This is a genomic window from Aquibacillus sediminis, from assembly GCF_005870085.1.
Taxonomy (GTDB): domain Bacteria; phylum Bacillota; class Bacilli; order Bacillales; family Amphibacillaceae; genus Aquibacillus_E; species Aquibacillus_E sediminis.
Window position 1 is genome coordinate 26,550 of the sequence record NZ_SZNM01000013.1, and the last position, 25,298, is coordinate 51,847.

The 25,298-nt window shown below is 39.5% G+C and carries 20 protein-coding genes; 1 reads left to right on the top strand and 19 read right to left on the bottom strand.

The genetic code is table 11. The annotated features are described in order from the left end of the window. Positions 1-14: 14 nt before the first annotated feature. The 12 genes from FCI53_RS12905 to FCI53_RS12960 form a co-directional block, all read right to left on the bottom strand. Positions 15-599: a DUF6470 family protein gene (locus tag FCI53_RS12905; protein ID WP_342774213.1), complete on the bottom strand. Its 585-nt coding sequence runs from the start codon at positions 597-599 to the stop codon at positions 15-17. A gap of 697 nt (positions 600-1,296) precedes the next feature. Continuing rightward, on the bottom strand, positions 1,297-2,532 hold the full coding sequence (ltrA, locus tag FCI53_RS12910; protein ID WP_246050100.1) for a group II intron reverse transcriptase/maturase: 1,236 nt from the start codon (positions 2,530-2,532) through the stop codon (positions 1,297-1,299). A 704-nt stretch (positions 2,533-3,236) separates the two neighbouring features. Beyond that, entirely contained in the window at positions 3,237-4,142 is a 906-nt protein-coding gene (gene flgL / locus FCI53_RS12915; protein ID WP_138419479.1) for a flagellar hook-associated protein FlgL, read from the bottom strand. Between the two features lie 10 nt (positions 4,143-4,152). Further along, positions 4,153-5,697 (bottom strand): flagellar hook-associated protein FlgK, encoded by a 1,545-nt coding sequence (gene flgK / locus FCI53_RS12920; protein WP_138419480.1) that lies wholly within the window; start codon positions 5,695-5,697, stop codon positions 4,153-4,155. A 19-nt stretch (positions 5,698-5,716) separates the two neighbouring features. After that, the gene (locus tag FCI53_RS12925; protein WP_138419481.1) at positions 5,717-6,217 is read right to left on the bottom strand and encodes a flagellar protein FlgN; all 501 of its coding nucleotides are present in this window, start codon (positions 6,215-6,217) and stop codon (positions 5,717-5,719) included. A gap of 15 nt (positions 6,218-6,232) precedes the next feature. Further along, positions 6,233-6,499: a flagellar biosynthesis anti-sigma factor FlgM gene (gene flgM, locus FCI53_RS12930; protein ID WP_138419482.1), complete on the bottom strand. Its 267-nt coding sequence runs from the start codon at positions 6,497-6,499 to the stop codon at positions 6,233-6,235. Positions 6,500-6,578: 79 nt separating this feature from the next. Further along, on the bottom strand, positions 6,579-6,992 hold the full coding sequence (locus FCI53_RS12935) for a TIGR03826 family flagellar region protein (RefSeq protein WP_138419483.1): 414 nt from the start codon (positions 6,990-6,992) through the stop codon (positions 6,579-6,581). A 74-nt stretch (positions 6,993-7,066) separates the two neighbouring features. Beyond that, positions 7,067-7,750, bottom strand: coding sequence for a ComFC family protein (locus FCI53_RS12940; RefSeq protein WP_138419484.1), 684 nt, complete (start codon positions 7,748-7,750; stop codon positions 7,067-7,069). Then, on the bottom strand, positions 7,750-9,210 hold the full coding sequence (locus FCI53_RS12945; RefSeq protein WP_138419485.1) for an ATP-dependent helicase ComFA: 1,461 nt from the start codon (positions 9,208-9,210) through the stop codon (positions 7,750-7,752). Before FCI53_RS12945 ends, FCI53_RS12940 begins: the two co-directional genes overlap by 1 nt. A 653-nt stretch (positions 9,211-9,863) precedes the next feature. Beyond that, a complete protein-coding gene (locus tag FCI53_RS12950) occupies positions 9,864-10,706 on the bottom strand; it encodes a DegV family protein (protein WP_138419545.1) in 843 nt (280 codons plus the stop codon). 581 nt (positions 10,707-11,287) lie between these two features. Beyond that, positions 11,288-11,968 carry a response regulator gene (locus FCI53_RS12955; RefSeq protein WP_138419486.1) on the bottom strand — a complete coding sequence of 227 codons (681 nt, stop codon included), beginning with the start codon at positions 11,966-11,968 and terminating at the stop codon, positions 11,288-11,290. 134 nt (positions 11,969-12,102) lie between these two features. Continuing rightward, the gene (locus FCI53_RS12960; RefSeq protein WP_138419487.1) at positions 12,103-13,248 is read right to left on the bottom strand and encodes a sensor histidine kinase; all 1,146 of its coding nucleotides are present in this window, start codon (positions 13,246-13,248) and stop codon (positions 12,103-12,105) included. 640 nt (positions 13,249-13,888) lie between these two features. On the opposite strand from FCI53_RS12960, the gene FCI53_RS12965 reads away from it, so the two are divergent. Further along, a complete protein-coding gene (locus FCI53_RS12965; RefSeq protein WP_138419488.1) occupies positions 13,889-14,524 on the top strand; it encodes a YigZ family protein in 636 nt (211 codons plus the stop codon). Between the two features lie 617 nt (positions 14,525-15,141). Here the strand turns inward: FCI53_RS12965 and FCI53_RS21915 are convergent. From FCI53_RS21915 to FCI53_RS13000, 7 genes are all read right to left on the bottom strand, one after another. Next, positions 15,142-17,157 (bottom strand): helix-turn-helix domain-containing protein, encoded by a 2,016-nt coding sequence (locus FCI53_RS21915; protein WP_246050101.1) that lies wholly within the window; start codon positions 17,155-17,157, stop codon positions 15,142-15,144. 9 nt (positions 17,158-17,166) lie between these two features. After that, complete coding sequence (locus FCI53_RS12975) at positions 17,167-17,394, bottom strand: hypothetical protein (RefSeq protein WP_138419489.1); 228 nt, start codon at positions 17,392-17,394, stop codon at positions 17,167-17,169. Between the two features lie 13 nt (positions 17,395-17,407). Further along, positions 17,408-18,829 (bottom strand): RAD55 family ATPase, encoded by a 1,422-nt coding sequence (locus FCI53_RS12980; RefSeq protein WP_246050106.1) that lies wholly within the window; start codon positions 18,827-18,829, stop codon positions 17,408-17,410. A gap of 818 nt (positions 18,830-19,647) precedes the next feature. After that, on the bottom strand, positions 19,648-19,839 hold the full coding sequence (locus FCI53_RS12985) for an aspartyl-phosphate phosphatase Spo0E family protein (protein ID WP_138419491.1): 192 nt from the start codon (positions 19,837-19,839) through the stop codon (positions 19,648-19,650). Continuing rightward, a complete protein-coding gene (locus FCI53_RS12990; RefSeq protein ID WP_138419492.1) occupies positions 19,836-21,887 on the bottom strand; it encodes a PAS domain S-box protein in 2,052 nt (683 codons plus the stop codon). The genes FCI53_RS12985 and FCI53_RS12990 overlap by 4 nt, the downstream gene beginning before the upstream one ends. 2 nt (positions 21,888-21,889) lie before the next feature. Beyond that, complete coding sequence (locus tag FCI53_RS12995) at positions 21,890-23,020, bottom strand: EAL domain-containing protein (RefSeq protein WP_138419493.1); 1,131 nt, start codon at positions 23,018-23,020, stop codon at positions 21,890-21,892. A 62-nt stretch (positions 23,021-23,082) separates the two neighbouring features. Beyond that, positions 23,083-25,101 carry a flagellar assembly protein A gene (locus FCI53_RS13000; protein ID WP_138419494.1) on the bottom strand — a complete coding sequence of 673 codons (2,019 nt, stop codon included), beginning with the start codon at positions 25,099-25,101 and terminating at the stop codon, positions 23,083-23,085. Positions 25,102-25,298 lie beyond the last annotated feature (197 nt).

Here is a 25,298-nt window from a genome sequence, read left to right on the forward strand (position 1 = left end):
TTTCCGACCTTTCTTTAAATCATAATTTCAAAACCGCCTACGCCTTTGTACTTAAGGTTGTCAAAATCAACTTCCACATTCGGTTTATTTGCGGAAAGTTCTACATTTCCTTGTTGATACTGATGGGTTGGCTTGTTTGTTTGCACATCAATAATTGGCTCATTCCGTTTCACATTCGTATGTACTTCGCTTGGTTGGTAATCAATTTTAACCGCTCCATGTGATGGGATCCAGCCAATATTAAATTGTTTTGGTTGACCTTCACTATTCTGTTTCGCCTGTTGAGCAATTGGATTACCACCATTCTCTATCTTCATTAATTCATCGCCTTCTCGAGCGCGACGAGCAGTTCCTTCCGCGACGGCTTGTTTCGCATTTTGGGCTGCTTCTTCTGTTCGTTCAAACACATTTTTCAAGTCCATGTCATACCAAGCTTGACTCTGATCAATCGACAGTTTCGATGGTGTGCGTTCGATGGTGACATCCGCTTTCGGTTGTTGAATCGATTGCTCTGCTTGCGGTTGCTCGATATGTTGCTTAGCTGGATTTGTTTTCATGCTAATTTGCGCATCCTGAGTTTGTATACGAATTTGAGGCATCTCCACATTTATTACCCCCTAACTGCATTGAACTTGGTTAGATTCTATTATTACCTAGCCTAACAAACTTCCTTAATTTTCAAACCTATAGTAAAAAGCCTTGCCACTAAATAAGATGACAAGTGCTTTGTGAATTATATTAAGTTCTTTTCATAAACGTTGCTTTTTATTGCGAAGTAGCTATATACTGCAGAATAGCTATTGTAATCTGCTTTCTTCTATTCTGATTAAAATAAGTGTTATAGCATCGCTACGTCAGAATACTACGCTTTCCATGGGCACGGCCTCAGCTAACTTGGTAAAGAAAACCACTTTACCAAGTTAGCTGAGGCTCGCGCTGTTCCCATAGGAGTCTCCGTATTCTGCCTTCGCTGATGTATGTTTTCTAATTAATGATACGTGTGTATACTCTATCCTTTAGAAAGATTAAGAAGAGCCATTTATTACTTAAATATGAAACAACCAACTCTCCAAAATTCAATGCACACAAACAGCGGAGGAAATACACGGAGACTCCTACGGGAGGAAAGGCCTAGGTGAGACCCCGCAGCGAGGGACGAGCGAGGAGGCTCATCAGCCGCCCGTGGAAAGTCGAGTAGGCGGGGCCTCTCCTCTGGGATTGCGCCCCTTACCCCTCACAGATCCGTACGTGCCCAATTAAGGCATACGGCTCTTCATGACATCATTCACATCAGTTTCAAAGACCTTTACTTGAAAATAAATTGACCCTAATTTTGGGTTTTGGCAACGGATTTCTTGCGAGAAATTTCTCGAATTTTTCCCATGTAAATGTTCGTTTCTGACTTCGTCTATTTCTCCATTTCCAAGTTAAATACAACACTGTTCGATAAAAGGTTTTGATTTCATTATAATTATCTGACACCCCATAATAATTATAGTGTCCTCCAAGTTTCCTTCTAATTGAATCCACCAATTCCTTTTCATCCATGTGTCTATTCCTTCGGATCCATTGCTTGTACGTCTTGATTTTCATTTTGAATTTCTTGGGACTAGTCTTACGTTTGAGCCGATATCGCCCATTCTTTCCTTTGCCCCAATAGTGTCTAAATCCTAGAAAATCAAAGGTTTCTGGTTTACCATTACCTCCATTTCCTCGTCCGTTCTCTGAACCTCTACCAAATCGAATGATTTTCGTTTTCTCCTCGGCTATACTCAATTTAAATTTCTTTAACCTTGAGATTAGCTCTGCATAGAATATCCTTGCATCATCTTTTCTCTCGAAGCAACATACAAAGTCATCAGCGAAACGAACTATTTCTGCTTTACCTTTGCATAGTCGTTTCTTGACATAAACTTCAAACCAGAGATCTAGGACATAATGAAGATAAACGTTAGCTAGTATTGGTGAGATGACACCTCCTTGGGGTGTTCCTTCCTCTGTACTTATAAATTTACCTTCTTCCATTATTCCTGCTTTTAGGAATCGTTTGATCAGTCTGAGGAAGTTAGGGTCCGCAATATCGTGTTCTAAGAATTTCATTAACCAATCATGGTCAACGTAATTAAAGAATCCTTTAATGTCCGCATCTACCACATATTGACTCTTTGGGTGCATAATACTATTATCCAAAGCCCTCAGAGCTTGGTGTTGGTTTCTTCCAGGACGAAATCCAAATGAAAGATCTTTGAATTTCTGCTCATAGATTGCGTTCAGTATTTTGCCTATAGCCTTCTGAACAATCTTATCTTCAAATGCAGGTATCCCTAACGGTCGGACACTATTTCTGTCCTTAGGAATATATGTCCGTCTTGATGCTTGTGGTTTATATGCTTGCCTTTTCATCCGAGAAACTAAATCCTCTAAATTGGTTTCAAGGTTCATTCCATAAAGTTCTTTAGTCTGTCCATCTATCCCCGCCGCCTTTCCTGTTGGCAGTTCTAGATAACATTCCTCTAATGTCTGTTTGTTCAACAATGGACTAAGGAGGTAAATCGTTCTTTTGGTCTAGTCCTTGCAACTTCTGCTATTCTTGCTAATTTCGTTTTCATCTGTTTTCCCTACCTCTGTGTGTAGCATTTGTTTCCTTACCAAGATCGATGTTCATGTAACATCCCTTTCCTCCTCTGGCATTACCCAGAATCATCAGTACTATGGAGTTATCCGACTCCCTGCGAACCATTTGCCTCACTTCCTTTTGATCGGTTGTTCGGCATACTCTTGTGCTGTTCCTGAAGAGTACTTACCACAAAAGAGTTGCAGGGCCTCCCGAGGTCTCGTATGATCATTGGTTAACATGCCTGGCTCTTTGACCCCGGGGAAGTTTCTTTTAACTCGCCCTTTTCACGTTAAAAGAAATGTTGTCTTCCAGTCTACGCAAACCGTCGACCTTCCCAATGTAAATACTTTCGAGGCTCAATCACTTTCAGGCCTATTACCTTCCTGTCTACGCTTAGCACCCTACATCTCTATAGGTAGCCCAAGACTCGGTATTGGCAACTTGGCTTAAGTCTTACCAAGCAGGAGTCCCACCTGCTAAATCATACGCCCTTTCTCGGCGCTCGCGGAGTGTATTTCCGCAGTGATATATTAGCACTCATTTCATAAGGGATAGTGGAGTTTTGCGCATTATATAGTTATAAGGCAATTACAACATTTTTAAAGAAAAGAGCCTAGTTTTACCGTAAAAAGTCCATCAATGTAGGCTGAATAATCCGTGATCCGGCGCTAAGTGCTGCGCGGTGGACACTTTCTTGGGTGGTTAAGTTCATAATGACTTCTTCCATGTCCGCATCCTCATTATCTGACATCATTCTGGTTGCTGTTACTTCTTGGTCTTTAATACGATTCTCGATTAATTCAACCCGGTTCATTCGTGCACCTAAGTCAGCACGAACGCTAACTACATCATCAATTCGATTATCAAGATTATTTAGAGCATCCTCTAATCCAGCTTGGTCATCATCTTTTAGTGCTTGAGAAAATGCTTCAACATCCTTAAAGACATTGCTATTTTCATCTCCGAATACTTCTTCAGGGTTAACGTTTACTGGAAGGTTTGTCCCATCTGCAACTTCAATTTTAACAGTATTTGTATTAGTAGAAAGCTGATCGATGGTTCCGTCATCATCGATCGATACTGGCGGTTCACCATCGGTTCCCGTCGTAGCTGTTCCATTAAAAATGTATTTATTATTCACTTTCGTATTCGCTATTTCAACAAGGTGTTCTTTTAACTGGTCAACTTCTTCAGCAATGTTTTCACGCTGGCCTTCTTCATACGTTCCATTGGCTGCTTGGGTAGCTAACTCGCGGAGACGTTGTAGGGCTTGGGTTGATTTATCAAGCGCAGAATCAGAGTTATCCATCCAGTTATGCACTTCCCCAATGTTACGCTGAAATTGTTCAATGTCCGAAACTTGGGAGCGATAATTCATTCCCTTCATCGCCACAACCGGATCATCCGATGGTTTATTAATTTTCTTACCAGTAGAAAGTTGGTCCATATATTTACCGAGATTGCTATAGCTATTACTAACATTACGCAACATGTTGTTCGATAACATCCCTTGGGTTACACGCATTGTTATTCACCTACCTTCCTACTAATCCCATATTGTTTATTACTCGATCGAGCATTTCATCAATTGTCGTCATACTTCTTGCCGCTGCATTATAGGCATGTTGGAATTTAATCATATTCGACATTTCCTCATCTAATGAAACAGCACTAACAGATTCCCTGTTTTCTTGTACTTGTTGTTTTAGGGCAGAAGCATTCTCGACCATGCGATCTGCTTCTTGTTTCACGACACCCATTTCACCAATGGTCGATTCATAGTAACTCTTAATCGATGTATTTTTTCCAATGCCTACTTCTGGATTTGTAAAAACATCTGCCAGTTTTTGTGCATTTTCTCCATCACCAGCATCACCATTTTTACTTGCAGCAATATGATCAGCATCATCAATGATTGTTTGACTAACTTTCATCGTAGCAGCAGCTTGTGAGGCATCATCTATTTCAAAGAAACTTGGTGGTTCATTCCCTGATAAATTAGCACCTTGCTTATGTACCTTATTGAATTCATCAACAAAGGTACTAGCCATTTCATCTAATTTACCAAGCATGTTAGGAAATTCACCACTGACATTTCCATCGCCGTCCACATATCCATTCGCTTCGACTAATGCTTTTAGTTTCCCGTTAGATTCAAAATCATTGGCATCGATCGTTATTTTATCTTCATCAGCAATAGTTTCAGGCGTTTCTTCGCCATTAGGTAAGTCATTTGGATTATAAAACACTAATTCATCCACGTTATTGTCGTCATTCATGTTCACATGCACATGGTTAATAGTATCGCTTTCTCCATTAACTAACTCCGTACCACTACCGGCTAGGCTGACCGTTGCTTTTCCCATTGCCATGTCACTAGGTTGGCCTTTACTTGCGGTATATTCTACATCAATATCAGCTATTTCTGATAGTTGATCAATCAAGCGATCGCGCTCATCATATAAATCGTTCGGCAGCTGTCCATGTGGTTCAACAGCACCAATTTGCTGGTTGACGTTATTGATTTGCGTGATCAATGAATTCATATCTGTTTCTGTAACATCGATTTCCCCTTTTAAATCCTCACGTACTCCTTCTAAGGATCCTGATAAATAGTTGAATGTCTCTGCAACAGCAATCCCTCGCTGTCTAACAACCGATCGAGCACCAGAGTCCTCTGGGTTCACAGATAGATCCTGTAAAGCATCCTTGAACTGATCCATCGTCTTCGATAACCCTTGTTCGGATGGCTCATTCATCACATCTTCCATTTGCTTCATCGCATCTGCTTTCGTCTCATGATATCCTAATTTGTTATTTTCATCCCGGTATTGGACATCTAAAAAAGCATCACGAACACGTTCTACTGACCCCGCTTTTACCCCACTTCCAATTTGTCCTGGAATTTCTGGGCGGTTACGTGAGGCTGGTGGAAACGGACCTGTTTGTTCGAAATTCACACGTTGGCGGGTATAGCCTTCTGTATTCGCATTCGAAATGTTATGCCCTGTTGTATATAGAGCAGATTGTTGGGTGCTTAACGCACGTTTGGCAACTTCTAAACCATGAAATGTTGACACGTTTTTTCCTCCTTGCCACCTATGCCTTCGAATCAAACAAGGATCGTTTCACTTGTTGTGTGGCCTGTTGTTTATTTGCTTGGTTCCCGTAATTCATCGTTGTAAGCGATGGGGAGATCATATCCATCGTTAATTGAATAAACTGCATCGACTGCTTGGTTAATTGTTGGTTTAATTGTTCCTGTTGGCGCAATTCCACTAACGTTTCGGCTAACCTTGTTGTAACCGATTCTAAAGCTTGTTTATCTGTTCCAACTAGATCGTCATCAATCATTACGGAAACCGTTATTGCTTGTGAATCCAGTCCGTTTACATGAGCCCAGTTCTCGACTAATTCCATTCGTTTTGTTTCCAATTGGTTGATCGCCTGAACATATTTACGCTCTTGCAATAACAGTTCCTGTAAATAATCGATGTTATTTTTCGTTAAGGATTCCGTTTTTTTCTTAGAAATGGACAATAAGTTGTCATGTAATGTCGTTATTTTTTTCAATACGTCAACAATTGGTTGAACGGACATGTGTCGTTCTCTCCTTTAGGCTTGGTTGTTCCAGAATTGGAGCATTTTCTTTGCTGTCTGTTTTGGATCGACCGTATACTCGCCAGATTCTACAGATTGTTTAATCTGCTCAACACGTTCGAGTCTGGCAGGATCCACTTTCTCATTTTGCTGTAATTTCTTCGCTTCGTTCGATATTTGCAATTGGTCATTTTTATTGACTTCTTTTTTTATTTCCGCTTGTTTTTGCATTTGTTTTTGATACGGATTAAAGTTTGAGTGGTTTGGTCCTTGGATTTTCAAGACCTTTCACCTCTTTCAACACTACGATTTTGTTCCTCTATACCTTATATCGGCATAGTTACGAATTTGTTTAGTACGATCATCTAAATTTATAATACGTTCGAGCCTTTTTAGCTTCCTGTTCTTTATTTCTCTGTGACAGTGCATCGATTTCTTCCTGCTTTTGCAAGTCAGACGTGATTTCATCTGCACATTTTTCACATATGATACCATCGTTAATACTTGCACCACATTTTTCACAAGGATAAGAAAGGTTGGGGAACTGAGAGGGGCGCAATCGCTTTTCCTTAACGAATTTCATAATAACTTCTTCTTCCACACCAGTTGCCTCGACAATTTGTGGAATATTCGCTTGTCTATTTTTTCGTTGTTTTAAAAAATCATAAACCGTTCGAAATGCTGCTTCTTCTTTTTTATAACAGTCTCGACAAACTTGAATTGCACCTTTGACAAATAATGCACCACATTGTGGACAGTTTGCTAAATCTCCCATTACTAACACCTCACGCACTTTTTTTTTATTATATCACATGCACGACTGCGTATATATACTCCAAAATGCTCGTTTCACCCCCGTGCCAATGTATAAGCATATACTTTTGGGCATCCACTTTCTCGCAACACATTCGCCGCATGTCTCAAGGTAACACCTGTCGTATAAATATCATCGACCAAAATGACTGGTTTGTTTAATGGCGTTTTTACTTGGAATGGGTTGGCAGATGCAAGGCGGTCGTGGCGGGTTTTTTTGGACTGTTTTTCACTATGGATCCGTGTTAACGCCTGTTGATAAGGGGTGTCTAAAACCTGCGCAAGTGCTTCTGCCTGGTTAAAGCTGCGTTCTTGGAGGCGCCTGTCACTTAGGGGAATCGGTACTAGAACAGCATCTTTTTTTATTTGTTTAAAGGTTATATTAAATTGGTCTCGAAACGCATCTGCAAACGCCTCTCTCAGCACGTAGTCTCCTCGATACTTCCATTTTGCAATTATTTCCTTCAAAAAATCATTGTACGTATAGACGGACTGATTAAATGCAAGTGCTCCTGCCAATGTGGGATGGTGTTCCCATTTTTGACAGTCGGGACAGACGGTTTGATCGGTCAGCCGACTACAACGTTTACATTGTTTACCGGCAATGCGTTCGAGTTTTGCTTCACAGCTGGGACACAGCTTAGGTTCAGGTGCTGGTTTGAACAATGTATTCCAGTTCACTTCCACTATGATTTCTTGGTCACAACTTAAACAATGCACTACAACCTCCTCCCCCGTTTATTCATTGCTTCGATCGACTTCACCGCTTTTACAATTGCCTCTGTTTTTCCATCATGAAAAAACACGACTTCTCCTGTTGGATCTTTCGGACTTCTGCCGGCGCGACCAGCGATTTGCACTAGAGCAGCTTCATCAAACACATGGTGTCCCGCATCCAAAATCACCACATCTACCGATGGAAAGGTAACACCACGTTCGAGGATCGTCGTGGTTACGAGCACGTTATAGGCTTTGTTACGGAACTGTTGGACTTTTTCGGCACGATCATGATCAGCGGCATGAACGGATTTGATTGTTTGACCACTGCTAGCAAAATATTTCTGCAATGTACGTGTTAGCTTTTCTGCAAGTTCGATGGTTGGCACAAAGATCAATAACTGCCGATCAGGGTGGGAGCGTTGCTTGTACCATGTAAAAAAGGCTTTTGGCGGTTGGTGTTTTGCTAGGTCCTTTTTTAATTGCCAACACAGTTGTAAGATTGGGACAGGTAATGGGTGACCATGAAAGCGGACAGGGACAAATACGGTAGCAAGTTTACCTGCACGCACTCGTTTGCGGTGTTGTTTTCGTGGAGTGGCGGTTAAGTAAATGCGAGCAGCAGTTGGTTTGACGGCACGATTGGCTGCGAACAGTAATGATGGATCATGGTGGAATGGGAAAGCATCGATTTCATCTATAATCATCCCATCGAACGCGTGAGCAAATCGCAGTAACTGGTGCGTGGTGGCAATCACAAATTGACCTGGGGTATCTTTCTGTTCACTTCCTCCATACAACCCTTGAATGGAGGTATGAGGAAAGGCGGTGCGAAAGCGTGGCACTAGCTCACGAACAACATCCGCTCGTGGTGTTGCTAAACAAACACGTTTACCTTGTTCAAGCAGTGCAGCAATGCCAGCAAACACCATTTCAGTTTTCCCAGCCCCACAGACCGCCCAACAAAGTAATTCTGCCTTTGGTGTAGTCATGCTCTTGACGATTTGATCGGAAGCATGTTGTTGGTAGGTGGTTAAGTTACCATCCCAGTGACAGGCATGGTCCTGTTGTGACCAATTAGGCGATGGGCCTGTCCAATAATAGAGCGGTTCACAGGCTAGCACGCGGCCCATTTCGATACAGTTGCGACAATACACGTGGGTTTCATCGCATCTAGCACAAGGAATGGGAGCGAAATGCCTTTTGGCGCGGGTACCACAACGTCTGCAGCGATGTCCCCATAGATGTTTTTCAATTGATGGTATGGCAGTGAATAATTGATTGATAAGATAGCTACGAAAGGTGGGATCGTCAAGTGGAATTTCTTCTCGAATTAGTAATTTTCCGTGGAACTGACTGGCATGATCATCGTTGAAGGGTGCTGATGAAGGTTGACTAGGAGTGGGAATCCATTCATAGGTGGGGGTAATCAATGACCGAGCCGAGTGAATGAACGACTTCATTTGATCATCTCCAATAATTGGCTAGGTGTCAGAATACCTGACACCTCCATTTTTTATTTATGGGTTGTTGCTTTTTGTGTCATAGTTGATAGATTATACGACGTAACTGTACATGACTTATGTCCATTATTAATATGGTTAGCGCACTGGATAGCGCTGCGGAAATACACTACACTTTCCTGTGGGGGGGCGAGCCTCGCTCGTACCTCACTGCGGGTTCTCACCGATAATAAATTAAGGACCACAGGCTAAAACATCCTTGTCGGACAACGCCTGCATGACCCTCGTCGGGCCTCAGGAGTATCCGGTGTATTTCCTCCACTTTATTTAGCATCGTAATTTTATAGATGTTTGCTTTATTATACGTACAGAAAAATCCCTTTTTTAGTAGATAACAATGAACTCAGATTCAACAATGATTGGTATAGCTATTTTATCTGACGTAAATCAGAAAACCACCAACAGCGTAGGTAGAATACGGAGACTCCTATGGGAACAGCACGAGCCGAAGATCCACTTGGTAAAGTGGTTTCCTTTACCAAGTTAGCTGAGGCCGTGCCCATGGAAAGCGGAGTATTCTACCGAAGCGATGGTACTTCACTCATTTGCAATCAGAAAAATGGTAATCATCTATTAAAGTTATGTCGGAATCCTTATTTTTTATACCAAGCTAGCCCAATTGCACCTTCCCCAAGGTGGGTACCGATGACAGGGCCAAAATAACTGATCGAAACTTCCGCATTATCATATTTCGCTTCCAGTTCTTGCTTGAACTTTTCTGCATCTTGTTGGCGTTGGGCATGGATAACGGTTGCCTTAATTGGCACACCTGTGTCGGCATCTTTAGCAAACAAGTCTTGAATACGGTTGAGCGCGCGTTTTTTTGTCCGAATTTTTTCAAATGGCACAATTTTTTTATCGACAAAATGGAGTAATGGCTTTACTTGTAACATGCTACCAACCAAGACTTGAGCACCATTTAATCGACCACCACGATGAAGATTACTTAAATCATCAACCATAAAATAAGCACGGATGGATTGTTTCATTTCATCCAAACGGGCAAGGATCTCTTCAACCGATGCACGTTGTTCGGCCATCGCTGCTGCTTCTAAAACGTAATGGCCCTGTGCCATCGCACTAATTTCTGAATCATAAGGATAGACCTCAAGATCTTCCACCATATTTCCTGCCGCAACAGCAGATTGGTACGTACCGCTAATCCCACTTGATAAATGAATCGAGATGACGGCATCATAGTCTTTCGCTAATTCTTCATAAATACTAGTTAGCGCACCAATCGACGGTTGGGATGTTTTCGGTAAATCTTTGGCGTCTCTTATCATTTCATAAAATTCATCTGTCGTTAAATCAATTTCTTCACGATAAGACTCATTACCAAATGAAACGTTAAGTGGCACCATATGTACATTCCATTGATCACGAATCGAAGCTGGAATATATGCCGTACTATCTGTTAACACAGCAATCTTCACATACATCGTACCTTTCCATTTTAGGTTTTGTATATCTCATAAGTATTGATATTTGTTTATACGCGCAATACTCCCATCCTATAAAAAAGTATGAGTATCATAACGCTACGGAAATACACTGCGCTTTCCACGGGCGGCTGATGAGCCTCCTCGTTCGTTCCTCACTGCGGGGTCTCACCTAGGCCTTTCCTCCCGTAGGAGTCTCCGTATATTTCCTCCGCTGATTATGTGTTTTGTAATTTTGTAAGATTTATTATGATAAACAAATTGAATAAATAGCATTCATTTTAAGTGATGTAGCTACTCCTTATCACTAATACAAAACTTATACTATCATACACATGATGCGAAACATCAAAAAAGTTCCAGTTTCTTTGTGAGTTATAACTCTGTCAAGGTAGCAGCATAACCCTTTAAAAGTAGAATGGAAATAGGCAACTCATCACAATTATGTGTATAAAAATAAATAAGTACAATACAAAAACAGCCTAAGTTTATATTACAAACTTATTCGTTATTATCGATCACTAGTACTACTATTCACATGTTCAGCAAAAAACATGAACATGTTTAGCAAATCGTTATACTTCCACCCAGCCGTTGCGGATTGCTTCTACGACAGCCTGTGTCCGGTCGTTTACTTTCATTTTTTGTAAAATATTGCTGACATGGTTTTTGACGGTTTTTTCACTAATGAACAATGTCTCAGAAACGCCTCGATTACTTTTCCCATCTGCAAGCAGTTGTAGTACTTCACATTCCCGTCTAGTTAGTAAATGTAATGGTTTGCGTATCTCTATATCTTTCGGTGCCTCTTCAAAGTTTGAGCTTTGTTCCAACAAGCGACGGTATTCACGCACAAGGTTATGGGTTACTTTGGGATGAAGGTAGGAACCTCCTTGACTAACAACTTTGATTGCATCAATTAGTGCATTGGAATCCATCTCTTTTAACAAATATCCTTGTGCACCCGTTTTCAGTGCATGGGTTACATAGTTTTCATCATCGTGAATCGAAAGAATAATCACTTTCACGTCAGGGAACTTACGCACTAAGTCTCCTGTCGCTTCGACCCCGTTCTGGTGCGGCATATTAATATCCATTAACACGACATCAGGTTGGTATGTCTCAACAAGTTGGATCGCATTCGTTCCGTCATCGCCCTCTGCTACGACCTCGAATGAAGATTCAAATTCTAGTATGCGTTTTACGCCTTCTCTAAATAGTTTGTGATCATCTATTAATAATAGTTTGGTTGTCATTTCTGCTCCTCCTATCATTTTTCTCTGTTATGAAACGTATTTCAACGATTAAAATCAATATTATCCTGTTTTTAAAACTGTTGTACGGACAGCATTTGGTTCTATTATACATGATTTTAAACGAATTGTGTCGATTAATTTTGGTTTATCGGCACAACAATCATCACTCTCGTTCCACTACCTGGTATCGAATCAATTGTTAAATCACCATCAAGCATGTCCACTCGTTCTTTCATTCCAACAATACCAAATGAATTGGCTTTTGTTTCGTTCACGTCAAATCCACTGCCATTGTCTTTGATTAGAATCTGGACACGAGCATTGGTTATTTCTAATTTCACATCAACTTTAGTTGGTGAAGCATGTTTGATCGCATTTTGTACCGATTCCTGAACCAATCGATATAACGCGACTTCATATTTACTATCCAACCGTTTTTCCTTGGATATCGGTGTAAACCGAATCGAAGCATTACTTGTCTCTGATGCAGTATCTAAATATTTTTTGATTGCTGGTACTAAGCCTAAATCATCCAATACCATTGGACGTAAATCATAAATAATGCGTCTTACTTGTTGCAACGAACCTCGTACCATTTGTTTGACACTTTTTATTTCTGTCAGTGTTTCTTCTACACTACGTTCACGAAATGTTTTGTCGACAATTTCACTTCGAATCAATATATTGGCAAGTACTTGCGCAGGACCATCATGCATTTCCCGCGCTAGTCGTTGTCGTTCTTCTTCTTGTGCCTCGATAATTTGCAGGCCGAATTGCTGTTTTAATTGTGCATCCTGAATGATTTCGGTTACTTGCTGAAAATCATCTTTCAAGTAATTCAGTACGACAGAAATTTTCCCCACAAGTCCATCTGCTCGTTCGACTGTTTGCTCGATCGATTTTAAGCGACGTTCGAGTTCATTACGTTTTTCTTGAAGATTTTTTTCCTTTTCTCGTTTCATCGTTAATTCGGTTTGTAGTTGATGGGTTTGCTCATACACTTCACGTATCTGTTCTTCCGAATGATTTCGAAAATCTTTGTTTACTTCTGACAAACGATTTCTCGAGAGTCGTGTTTTCCGTTCCAGTTCATCACCTGCATCAATCACTTCAACGATTTGATGTTTGATTTGTTCAAGTTCATGTTGCAATTGCTCATATTCTTTGCGAGAATCTTCACTAATTGAAAATACTTCATCCTTGCTGTTTTGAACCGTTTCTACCATCTCATCAATAATATAATCTAACGTTTTTTGATCGTAATCATTATTCTTAGTCATAAGTCCATCGCCACCTTACTTGTTTGATTGGCTATTATGTAAAAAAATTTTTGTTTATAACCATGGGGGAAAATCCACCATACCTATATTGAGACGTTCTAACATACTCTTTAAAATGAGTGCTAAACTAGCGCTGCGGAAAAACACTCGCTTTCCATGGGGAACGCTTCAGCCTCCTCGCTCGCAAAGAACGCTCACTGCGGGGTCTTCAGACTGTTCCTTTCCCATAGGAGTCTCGCATTTTTCCGCAGCTTTTAAAGTTTTCTGTTTCTAGAGATAAAAATCCATAAAAAATTAAATTTTAATAACTATATCTCTCGATAATCAGAACACTGCAAACAGCGGATTCATAATACAGAGACACCTCATTAAAACAGATTTCTGGATACGATGTATCATACCAAAGCCTTAAAACAAAGCACAGCACTTTACTATCATTAGAATGAACAATACTATCAATTATTGGATTAATATCAACTTCCAAAATATATAGCAACTTAGCTACGTTAATCTTTTTTCAAATTAAAATAATAGGTAAAAAGCCAAATCATTTGTATAATGTACTCATAGCAAATTTTGTCATTATTACTCATATATAATGTCACTTTATATAATGATTGGTTAGGAGGCAGATTGCAAGGTGTTAAATCAATATTATACCGTTAAATTGGAAGGGTCTGATGAACAGACCATTCAGAAATCTCGATTTATTGGCTATGTAAAACGTGTCGAAACGGAAGAACAAGCACAAGCATTCATCCAAGTAATTAAAAAGAAGCATCATGATGCCACCCATAACTGTTCTGCATACATGATTGGTGAACATGATCAAATCCAAAAAGCAAATGATGATGGAGAACCTAGCGGTACAGCTGGTGTCCCTATTTTAGATGTATTAAAGAAAAAAGGCTTAAAAGATACAGCAGTCGTAATCACTCGTTACTTCGGTGGTATTAAATTAGGTGCAGGTGGCTTAATTCGCGCCTATTCAAGTACAACCTCGTTAGCAATCAACACGACCGGTGTTGTCAAACGTCAACTCATGAAAGAAATGATCGTCTCAGCTGACTATACCCTTCTTGGCAAACTTGAAAACGCGTTACGTAATTCTCACTACCTATTAGAAAACATTAACTATCTAGATCATGTTGAATTACAAGTATATGTCGAAAATGAAGAACAACAAGCATTTCGTGACTGGATGATCGACTTCACCAGTGATCAAGTGACCGTAACCGAGGGTGATGTCACCTACATCGAAATCGATGTCACATGACGCTGTCGAAACCAATAAAATATTTCCTCGGAAATGAATTATAGGTAATGATACACAAATATGTCGAGCCAACGTACATAACATTGAGTGAAACTTGTCATAGACTTGATTGAGGTTTTTTTGTTAGTAGTTGTCCTTTTCATGGGAGACATCAAAACAATTTCAGCAGTTCTACATTGAAGTACAAAACGTATTTAAGAGGAAAATAGTTACACAATCAACAAACTAAATAACATTACATTGGTAAGAAAAACGCTCAGATTTCAAAAAGAACTCTGAGCGTTTTTGACACTCTCTTTCCTATCCAAAGCCAGTTGTTTGAGGAGAAAAAACGAAAGTGATTTCCTGTTTCAATTCTTCGCGGACATTTAGCACGTCCTGCCTTTTTGAAGGGAGAAACGGTCATTTATTCCGTTAAAATGATGAAATAAGATAAAAACTGGCTAATATAAAACGAACGAATAGAGGAACAAAATGTCCAGTTCGCCATCAAAAAAGAATGTTTTTCATAAAATAAAGGAATAAATGTCCGCCCCACCTTTGGAAACAGTATGAGTCCGAACTTCCCGCAATTCAAAGCGCCAACTATCACTCATCTACACTCAGCTCAAACCACGTCACTGCTCCAAACACAACCGATAACTCTTCGCAATTGCCTCAGAACGATCCCTTACTTGCAACTTCCTAAAAATACTCGTGATATGATTTTTCACCGTATGCTCGCTTATAAATAAAGTCGCAGCAATTTCACTGTTGTGAATCCCTGCAATCACATGCTCAAGTACTTCCAATTCACGCTTCGATAAATTAAATTGATTTTTAATAATTCCTAAATCCAATTGCTCCTTTTGTTGAACTGGAGCAGCGTTAGCAACATCCGATTCCAATGTTTGTCGAAACGTAAATGTCGATAATCGTAACACGAGTTCTTGTTGGATGTCTGTTTTCGTTTCTGGAAATGCTTGATGTTCGGCAAAATAATCGACTATATACAAAAAATGACCTAGAGGGGAACGAGATTTTTTTATTGGTTGCTTGCCATTATTCAATTGGTTATAACTAACGATGATATCAACCACTCTAGGATCAATCTGTTGTTTCAGCAAAAACGATTCAGAATAAGCCGACAACATACACGCTTCTTTACAGAGAGTGATGTCCTCATAACTAAAATCTAATACGCTTGCAAAATCTTGTATATGTATCAACATTTTTTGGCTATGGTGATAGTGTTCTGGCTTGAATGCCTCCACTGCAGTGAAAAAATTGGCAACCTGGTCTTGTCCAGCATTTTTTTGCTCTTGGCCTATTAAATCGATGGTAACTGCACCAACTTGACTGATACTTGCCACCAAATCGATCACTTGTTGGTCTGTTTGCTCGTCTGGTAAATGAATCGTTAGCAAACCAATAAACCGCTCATTCCTAACTAATGGAAATTCATAGACAAACTCATTCCATGGTGTTTGCCATTTCTGTGCGGCCATGTTCTTAGGATTGACAGTTCCATTGACATACCTCGCCTTGATCGATTGGGTATATTGTTCAATCAAATCTTGAGAAATCCCTCTCGCATATAGCTGTGGGGCAGCCAAATTAGCTTGTTGATGAACAAACACAGAAGAAAATTTACTTTTTACCAGTACCATTGTCATATCGATTAGCACGTAAGCGATCTGTCTTAGATCCTTCATGTTAGAAATAATTGAAAATATTTCCTTAAGCACTTGTAACCTTGTATTCACATTGTATAACTTCGTGTTTAGTGCTTCGATCGTAAGGTTTTGTTCAATCATCTCAAACGTATGTCGTATCACGAAGCTTGTTTCTAACGAAATTTCATGAAAAAGCGTTGTTCCACCAAACACAAGCCCAACACATTGATTGTCATTTAGGAGTGGATAACAAAATAGCGCCTTAGGACGTAAGCCATACGGGTGCAAATATCCATTGCGCAAATCATGTTCAACCTGGTTCCAGACTTTATAGTTTTTGGAAATGGATGCTTGTCCTAAAAATCCTTGGCCAAAAGAAAATTTGTAGCCCTCTAGCGATACATTTTCAGATCCAAAAAAAGAGGTTACTTCAAAGCTATCCTCCATTGTCGGCCTTGCAATGCCAGCAAAATCAAGGTCAGAAAAGTCGCTAACCATCCGCTCATAGAACCAAGTACGGTCCAATATATCTGATTGTTGCTCGACATTGGTAAGTTCATGTGCAAGCGACAATATATCATACATTACTTGCTTTTTTTCACTATTTAGTTGTTGGAGAATTTTTTGTAGACTTGATAATCTTTGTCGAGCTGACTCGACTTCCTGGTCGGACAGTTTTGGAAAATTCTTATCACATTCAGAAGTGACAAAAGGACCCGCTAACAGATAATCGTTTTCAGATAACGAAACAATCAAGTATTTCGTCCCAATTGGAAACGAAAATGGGGACTCAATCATTGCCACTGATTGAAAGGACGTATATTCATCAACGACATTTCGTAATGTCTCGGTATAGTAAGTGGGATTGGTCTCTGCGCTTTTGTAGAAATCATTAGCTTGTTGATCCAAAATCACAACCGGTACCTTAAGCACCGATTGATAGACAGGTAGAAGCGGCTCAATCAGCCTTTTCATCATAAGGGTTCCTTATAATACTTCTTCCACGGGTTGAACGTAACGATAGATTTCATTACTGCCCAACCCTACTTTCTCCACGATCGCCAATGTTTCTAATTCTACTAGCACCACTTCTAACTCTTTTGGACTTTTCCCTAATCGTGTCGACAACCCTTCCACTGTTTCAAATGCAAAAGGATTGCTTTCAAAAAAATGGATGCATTCTATTTGTAAAGGTAAATACTCTGCTTTACTCAAAATCTCACCTACTCTATACAAGTTCGATGAAAGGGGCTTGTTGACTGTTCTCCACAATCAATGGCTTGGAGATCACACCTTGTGCCGATTTGTTCACTTGAACAAACTGATACCTTCCATCAACCCATGTTTTTATGATTCCATCACTAATCCGTTCAAAATATGATGCGTTTCGTTCGCTGATTTGTCGATAATTGTTTAACATAATCGAACTTACGTTAAACCCTTTTAATGTTGGAACAATCTTAGCTAAATAATCAATCACAAAATCTTCTCCAAAAGATGAAATCAATGTATGAGAATCAATCGTCACTAGATAATCATCCCCAACATACTGACCGCTCTTCAGTAGTGAAATAAAGTTCGAGTGCATCACGCTATTGAATTCTTCTCCAGTTTGATCAAATAGATTAATCACAGCATTCTCGTATTCTTTTGGTACAATTCGATCATAAAAATCTAAAAATAAGATTTGGTCATTTTTAATTAAATCGTGAAGGGAAAGACCAAACAGCCCTAATAATGCCTCAAAATCCATTGTACTTAGCGCATGGGTTAACAAAACAAGTGCTTTCTTCCCTTTTTTCAATTGTTCAGCAACGATCGAGGCGAGTAGATAGCGATAGTTCGCTTTACTATTCGTATCAATCATGTACATGGATCCTTCAGGAATGCCGCCGTGTAATATTCGATCAAGTCCGGTAATTCCTGTTGGTAAGAAACGATCACTTGCATTTAACGTGGTCTTATCTTCAATCATCGAAAGGGCTGGTACTACTTTTACACCTTTATCATTGAAATTAAAAATGTGCTCTCCTTCTTCGATCGCACAGCCACGCATCTTCTTCACTTCTAATGTTCGTTTACGATAAATTTGTTGTAATGGGTCTAATTTTAAAGAAATGACGCCATCTACGACAAATTGTTCAAATGTCGCATTTTGGTCGCTATGTGCATCCGCTTCTTTTATAAACAAGGAAGTGATTTTTTTACGTCGCAAGCTATTTCGTAATGAATAAAACGTCTTACGGTAATCATGTTCATTGTCACTTAAATAACGAAATAGACTAATGCTATCAATCACTAGTCGCTTACATCCAATTTCATCTAGTAATTGGGTCACAAATCCGTTTGTCTTTAACAGTTCTTCTAAAAATATATCTGGTGAAAGACAGATCACGCGTAGTAAATTTTGTTTTTCATAGGCGCGTAGATCCCATCCAAATGATTTTGTTTCTTCATAAAGTTGTTCAGGTAATTCTTCAAAGGTAATGTATGCGCCAGGTTGTTTGTCTGCTTGTTCGATTCCACCTAACAAAAATTGTAACGATAGATTCGTTTTACCAGTACCTGGTGCACCTTCTATAATGGTAACAGATCCTTCTGGTAGTCCCTTGCCTACCACTTGATCTAAACCTTCGATGCCTGTAGTCACGTAATTCAAAGTTCATCACTCCAAAAATGGTTGCATTATGTTAGTAGGTTGTTTCTGAGAAAATTGTTGTTATTGTATAGAAGCTATATTATGCGCATTTATCCCCACTATCCCTTTAAAATGAGTGCTAATATACCGCTGCGGAAATACACTACGCTGTCCGTGGGGGGGCTGGTGAGCCTCCTCGCGCTGACGCACTGCGGGGTCTCACCGATGCCACTAGTCCCACAGGAGTCTCCGTGTATTTCCTTCGCTATTTCCAGTACTCTGAAGTTTTATAGTGCTATGCTTAATAAAATTATATATTATATCTTTTTTATGTTAGTTAGCATGTTGTAACATAACCTTAATAGTAATTTCTTTATTTTTTAATATATAGAATAATACATCTATCTTTAATCAGAAAACTTATATCAGCGGAGGTAGAATACGGAGACTCCCTCGAAATTCAAACCCAATTTTCTTCGTGCGTTGTATCGCTGCCGAAGCCTTCCTTGTCCTATGGGAACAGCACGAGCCGAAGATCCACTTGGTAAAGGAACACAGGCTAAGGCCGCCACAGACACGCGAGCAACGCCAGCGTGACCAACATCGTGTTGGCCCGAGGCCGTGCCCATGGAAAGCGGAGTACCCTGCCGTAGCGTTGGTATAACACTTGTTTCAATCAGACGAAAGCAGAATTACAATAGCTATTGCGCAGTATACAGCAATTGCGTACAAAAGTGCATCAGACTTTCAAAACAAACCTATCAACATATAGTATATATCCTATCATACTTTATATTTTTAGAATGTAAATGAAATTGTCACAATTTTCACTACGATTTTAATTTCATATATTTGTCTATTTTTTTATCTAGCTTTTTACTGATCTGTACTATATCTTTATCCGTATAATCAGAACGTTTCCATTTTGCATACAATTCTGTTCTTAACAATTCGATCTCTTTCTTTAATTGTTGCTTCGTCATCATAAAACCCTCACTTTGATATACGGTTAATGCTTTCATTTTATCCCCACCACTTGTTCGTACGCATGTACGTTATTTTTTCCATACTCTTTTGCAAGGTATAACGATTGATCGGCATTTCGCATTAACGTGTCACCAGTCGTACCATCTATTGGAAAAATCGAAAAACCGATACTAAAGGTAGACTGTAGTTCGACCTCATCGATCACACAAGGTTTTGCTAATAACTCACGTAGCTTATTTGCCACATCTGTTACCTCATCTGCCTTGTCCATATCTGTTAATAACAAAGCGAATTCGTCTCCACCTAAACGCGCGACCGTATCCTCTTCGCGAACATTTGAAGAGAGTCGCTGTGCCATCATCTGCAAGTATTTGTCACCAAAGTCGTGTCCCCACTTATCGTTTATTTCTTTGAAATTATCACCATCTAAGTAGAGAACGGCGAACTTCTTTTGCTTGCGTTTGGAAAAGGCTAGCAGCTTGGAAAAACGATCTTCAAATAGTCGTCGGTTTGGTAATTGTGTTAAATGATCGACATAGGCCATCTCTTGCAGTCGTTGTTGATACTTGACTTGCTTGGATATATCACGAGCAACAATGACGACATGGCTAATCTCACCATTGTCTTTTGCTACCGGTGTTCCCTTTGCTTGATACCACACCCAACCATCGATGCTCCATTTGCGAATATTAACCGTAAAGTCTTGTAAGGAAATCAATGATTGATAAAAGGCTGTTTTATACTGTTTTTGGTCATCTTCATGCACTTCATAGGTTAATAGCTGATGGATAAAGTCTTTGTCCGCTTTACCAAGTAAGCTAGCATGGGATGGGGATGCATAGGTAATCATTCCATTTGCATCATGCACCGTAATTAAGTCAAGCGAATGATCGGTAATGAGACGATAATTCTCTTCACTTTTTTGCATCGCTTGAAGCATTGCTAGCTTTTCGGTTTTATCATCGATAATACAATGAAACCCAACTATAGTCTCCTTGACAACGATCGGTGACGCTGTTAACTCACAAACCAGTGACTCGCCGTCTTGTTTCACTAGTTTTGTTTGAAATTTTGTTTGGTTTCCTTGAACGATTTGTTGGATATTTGTTCGTGCATGTTCGATTTCATCATCTGCTACCAACTCAAGTAATGACATCTGCTTGAATTGGTGTTTGGAGTAGGAAAACTTTTCCTCACAGGCTGGATTCACCTTATTGATTAACCCATTCAAATCAATCCTGATCATTGGAAATGGATTAAATTCAAATAGTGAACTATGTCTAGCTTTTCCATCCTCTAACAGCATTTCTTCTTGTTTTTGTTTGGTAATATCTCTTATCATACTGCTTATTGCGACAACTTCTCCTGCGGCATTATGAATCGGTGATAGTGAAACAGAGACATCAATTACTTCCCCATTTTTTCTCATCCGTTTACATTGATAAGTAGGAGTCGCTTCTTCGCATAAAACACGGTTTAATAAGTAATCTACTTCTTCTTTTTGCTCAGCTGGAACGAAAGGTAACTCTAGCTGTTGCAATTCCTGCTCCGTCCATCCATATAACGTTTCAAAGGCAGGATTTACCTCTAGAATCTTTTTTTGTTTTGATAGAATTAAGATTGCATCGCCTGAATTTTGTAACAACGATTGATAAAGTTCGTTCGTTCTTTTTAAATCATCTTCTCTCATTTTTCGGTCTGTAATATCTCTTGTAACACAAAGAATCTTATCCACTTCTTGTTGGTCATTAAATAATGGGGTTACGATGTTATGACCGTACATCCAGACGCCATCTTTCCAAACTTTGTCTTCGTAGGTGACCGAGCATTTTGTCTGGATAACTTGTTGATAATGCCCCTTGATCGTGGCAGCCAATTCTGTAGGCATCAATTGATCGAGTGATTTTCCTTGCCAATCCGTCATATCTAGGTGTTCCTGTCCTACTTGATTGATATAGTAGTAATAGAACTCGTCATTAGTCACATCCATCACATAAATAAAGTCTGAAATCTCATTTAAAATGAGATCTAATAACTTGTCTGACTGGTTTGTACTAAAAACTTGTTGAAAAAAGTTTTTCATGATTAACTATGCACCTCTTTCCCGGTCTTGCCGCGTCCCACCGTACTATCTAACAATTTATTCGCCTCTGAGACTGGAAGAGGCTTACTAAAATAAAACCCTTGCATCAAATAACAATCATGTTCCAATAAAAAAGAAATGTGCTCTCGGCTTTCCACACCCTCCGCAATGATTGTTAGGCGTAAATCATTGGCTAATGAAATAATCGATTTCAACACCATTTGCTCGCGTTTATTGACCATTTGATCGAGAAATGATTTATCCAATTTAATGCTATCCATACTTAATTTACTTAAATAACTTAACGAGCTAAAACCTGTGCCAAAATCATCCATGCTTACTCCCAATCCCAATGCTTGCAAATCTGCGATGATTTTATGTAAACGATGATCGCCGTCTACAAGCATACTTTCGGTTATTTCCACAACTATTTTTGTCGGATCTATAGCTAGATCGTGAATGATGTTAGCGAATGTATCGGTTAATGTGTCCGATTCTAATTGTTTTACGGAAAGATTGATATGGATACTCAGGTCTGTATATCCATTGTTATGCCATGTTTTCATCTGTTTACACGCTTGATAAAAGACATGCTCACCTACTTGATCGATCATGCCATTTTCCTCAAGCAGTGGAATAAAGTCAACCGGTGGAATGACGCCAAGTTCAGGATGATTCCACCTTAATAACGCTTCAAATCCAGTAATTTTTTCCTGTTCCATATTGTATAGAGGTTGATAGTAGACGATAAATTGCTCCGTCATATTTGCTGCTTGGATTTCTTTTTCAAAACGATGGCATGGTTGAAAATGAAATAAAATCTCTCGTCCATCTGTTGTTATCAGCGGTAAAGCTTGTACCAAATAAGTTTGATGAGCTTGTTGATTAAGTCGAACATAAAATTGTTTAAACTCCGTGTGGTGCACGAACTGATTCATACTTGTTTGAACGGACTCTACATCAACAGGATCAATTAAATCAAAAAAGTAAGTGTCTACTGGAGATGGCAATTGAAACAGCTGTTTCGCTTCATCATTATAGCTTCTAATCATTCCATTGCAATCCACCGTACAGGTAGCTGACTTATCCATTCTGACACTCCTCGTAGTGATCGGATTTCTCAATGGTTCCATTCCCCTCTCCTCCTTTCCAATTTCACATAGTCCGTTTGAGAAAACATAATTAGTCGTATGATTTATTGAAAAATCAACTGGTTCTTCTTATTTAATTGAATGTTGACATCTGTTGTTGGTTGATTAAATGTATAGGAACGGTTTCCTACTTGAACCCTTGTTCCTTCATGGACATAGCCAATTTCGATCACACCAGTCGCGGAAACTCTTAAACTCGTTCTGATCCCGTATTCACTTCCTACTTCATCAATCACGATTTTATCTTTTGCATATATATCTCCATTTTTGGCAAAGCCGTTAATGATTACTTCGCTACCAGCTACCATTTGCGTGTTGTAACACCCTTGGCCAAACACCTCAATATCTCCATCGCAATAAAGCTTGCTATTAACGGCATAAGGAATCTGGATCCTATTTTTCGGATCAGGTGTCGCCATTAACCATTCAGAAGAGGTAGAGATTTTTTCTAGTAATGCTTGTAAATCAACAATATCTTGCATTTCATTGGATCGTCTTAATACAAACGTACGATTCAATTTGACGGCAAGCTCTTTCCAACTTTCATCTAGTACATGTTCATGCTTGGTTACTTTTTGACAAAATGCCTTTACTTTGCTAGGAAATTTAGGAAACTTTTGCACGATTAACAGGTGGAGCATGGTTGTTAGCTCGTCCATATGATACTGTCGAAAACTCGGTTGTTGCATCAGTTGATCCATGGCAGAATGAATGACAGAAAGGGTCTGTTTCATTTTTGCTATACTGTTTTCCATTCCTATTAGCATTAAATTCTCTTCACCAGCACGAATTGTACTCGATAGAACATTTTTCCCAGTCGTCACCGATTCTGATGTCAAGATTTTTCCATAACTGACATGGCCGTGAATCATAATACTCCCATTTCCTTCGACGACCATCGTATCTTCTACAGATCCTTGAACCTCAATATTGCCGTTAAATCGAATATTTCCCGTTTGTACGGTCACGTCATCACGTAATACAAGCACTGGACGGATGTCGATTCGCACAAATCTTCCTCTTGCGTCAACTTTAGGACTGCCATTTTCCATTGAGATAATTTTTTCGTCGTCTACTAATTGAACACCATGTCCTAACCTAAGTTGCACTGGTTTCCCTTGTTTTGCCGGAATGAGTTGTCCAAATATTGTTTTCCCAGGAATCCCTTCTGTTGGTTGGTACACTTCTGCTAATACTTCTCCTGTTGAAATTTTTGGAAAAGCTTGTATTTCTTTATAATCAACACTGCCGTCTTTCTGTTGTTGAGGGCGGTTAATTTGTTTAAAGTTCTTTAAAAATTTCACATATCCGTCTGTTCCATCCTGAGGTTGTGTAGCTTTCGCAATCGTAAAACGTTCAGGATGTTGCGTTGCGACTGCCGCTTGTATTTCTGGGTGTTGAATCCCTTCGACAATTCCCATTTCGCTCAATTTATCATAAATATCTTTCACCGTTAGGCTTTGCTGGACACTTGTTTGTTCATGCCATTGCAGTTGTAACCGTGTCGTTGGCTTGTGATCTTTTAATTGTCGTTTCCGTACAATTCCAGGGGTGACGTTGACATATGCTTTGGTTTTATCCTTACTTATTTCGATTTTCCATTTGCTTGGTACAGTTGTTTCTACTAGGTCAAAATCAATGTCATCGGTAGGTTTTACGACAGTTGGTTGAATGATTTGTACACCATTGACAAACATGGCAATCCCTTGCGTCGGAGCAATGACTGGGTATCCCTGTTCTAATTTTCCAAATTGTAATGCTCCATTTTTCACCCAAACTTTACTTGTCTCGGGTGTCCCTTCCTGCTGATAGACATGTTTATTTTTTCTTAAGTCGAGCGTGACTACATGATTGTCATTATCTTCGTTCGTTATAGCTGTTTGACCGATTGGAGCAATCGATTGATCGTCACTTTGGTGTCTTGTTGTTGTCCTATATTTTTCCTTGTTGGTAGTAGAATGATCGTTATCATGAACAACTTTTTTACTCTCCCCTGTAAACGCAAACAGTGCAGATGAAATTAACTGTTTGATTCCTTTCATTTCTGATGTTCGTTTGGACATGTTCCACCCTCCCTTTAAGGTGCTTTACTGCAAAAATATATCGTTGGTAGATTTATTCGTCTTTCATAGGTTGCATTTACGTTTCTGGCGGATAGGTCCATCCGTATCCACCAGAAACTAGCACATGGTTCTATGTATGTACTGCCCAATGTTGTTTTTTTATCTTGCAATGATGTTTCTACTCTATACGGCTTATT

What these genes read in the sequence shown, in the direction of transcription:
- FCI53_RS12905 (WP_342774213.1), bottom strand. Translation starts at nt 599, where the DNA reads ATGCCTCAAATTCGTATACAAACTCAGGATGCGCAAATTAGCATGAAA.
- flgL (WP_138419479.1), bottom strand. Translation starts at nt 4,142, where the DNA reads ATGCGTGTAACCCAAGGGATGTTATCGAACAACATGTTGCGTAATGTT.
- FCI53_RS12925 (WP_138419481.1), bottom strand. Translation starts at nt 6,217, where the DNA reads ATGTCCGTTCAACCAATTGTTGACGTATTGAAAAAAATAACGACATTA.
- FCI53_RS12935 (WP_138419483.1), bottom strand. Translation starts at nt 6,992, where the DNA reads ATGGGAGATTTAGCAAACTGTCCACAATGTGGTGCATTATTTGTCAAA.
- FCI53_RS12945 (WP_138419485.1), bottom strand. Translation starts at nt 9,210, where the DNA reads ATGAAGTCGTTCATTCACTCGGCTCGGTCATTGATTACCCCCACCTAT.
- FCI53_RS12955 (WP_138419486.1), bottom strand. Translation starts at nt 11,968, where the DNA reads ATGACAACCAAACTATTATTAATAGATGATCACAAACTATTTAGAGAA.
- FCI53_RS12960 (WP_138419487.1), bottom strand. Translation starts at nt 13,248, where the DNA reads ATGACTAAGAATAATGATTACGATCAAAAAACGTTAGATTATATTATT.
- FCI53_RS21915 (WP_246050101.1), bottom strand. Translation starts at nt 17,157, where the DNA reads ATGATGAAAAGGCTGATTGAGCCGCTTCTACCTGTCTATCAATCGGTG.
- FCI53_RS12985 (WP_138419491.1), bottom strand. Translation starts at nt 19,839, where the DNA reads ATGAAAGCATTAACCGTATATCAAAGTGAGGGTTTTATGATGACGAAG.
- FCI53_RS12990 (WP_138419492.1), bottom strand. Translation starts at nt 21,887, where the DNA reads ATGAAAAACTTTTTTCAACAAGTTTTTAGTACAAACCAGTCAGACAAG.
- FCI53_RS12995 (WP_138419493.1), bottom strand. Translation starts at nt 23,020, where the DNA reads ATGGAACCATTGAGAAATCCGATCACTACGAGGAGTGTCAGAATGGAT.
- FCI53_RS13000 (WP_138419494.1), bottom strand. Translation starts at nt 25,101, where the DNA reads ATGTCCAAACGAACATCAGAAATGAAAGGAATCAAACAGTTAATTTCA.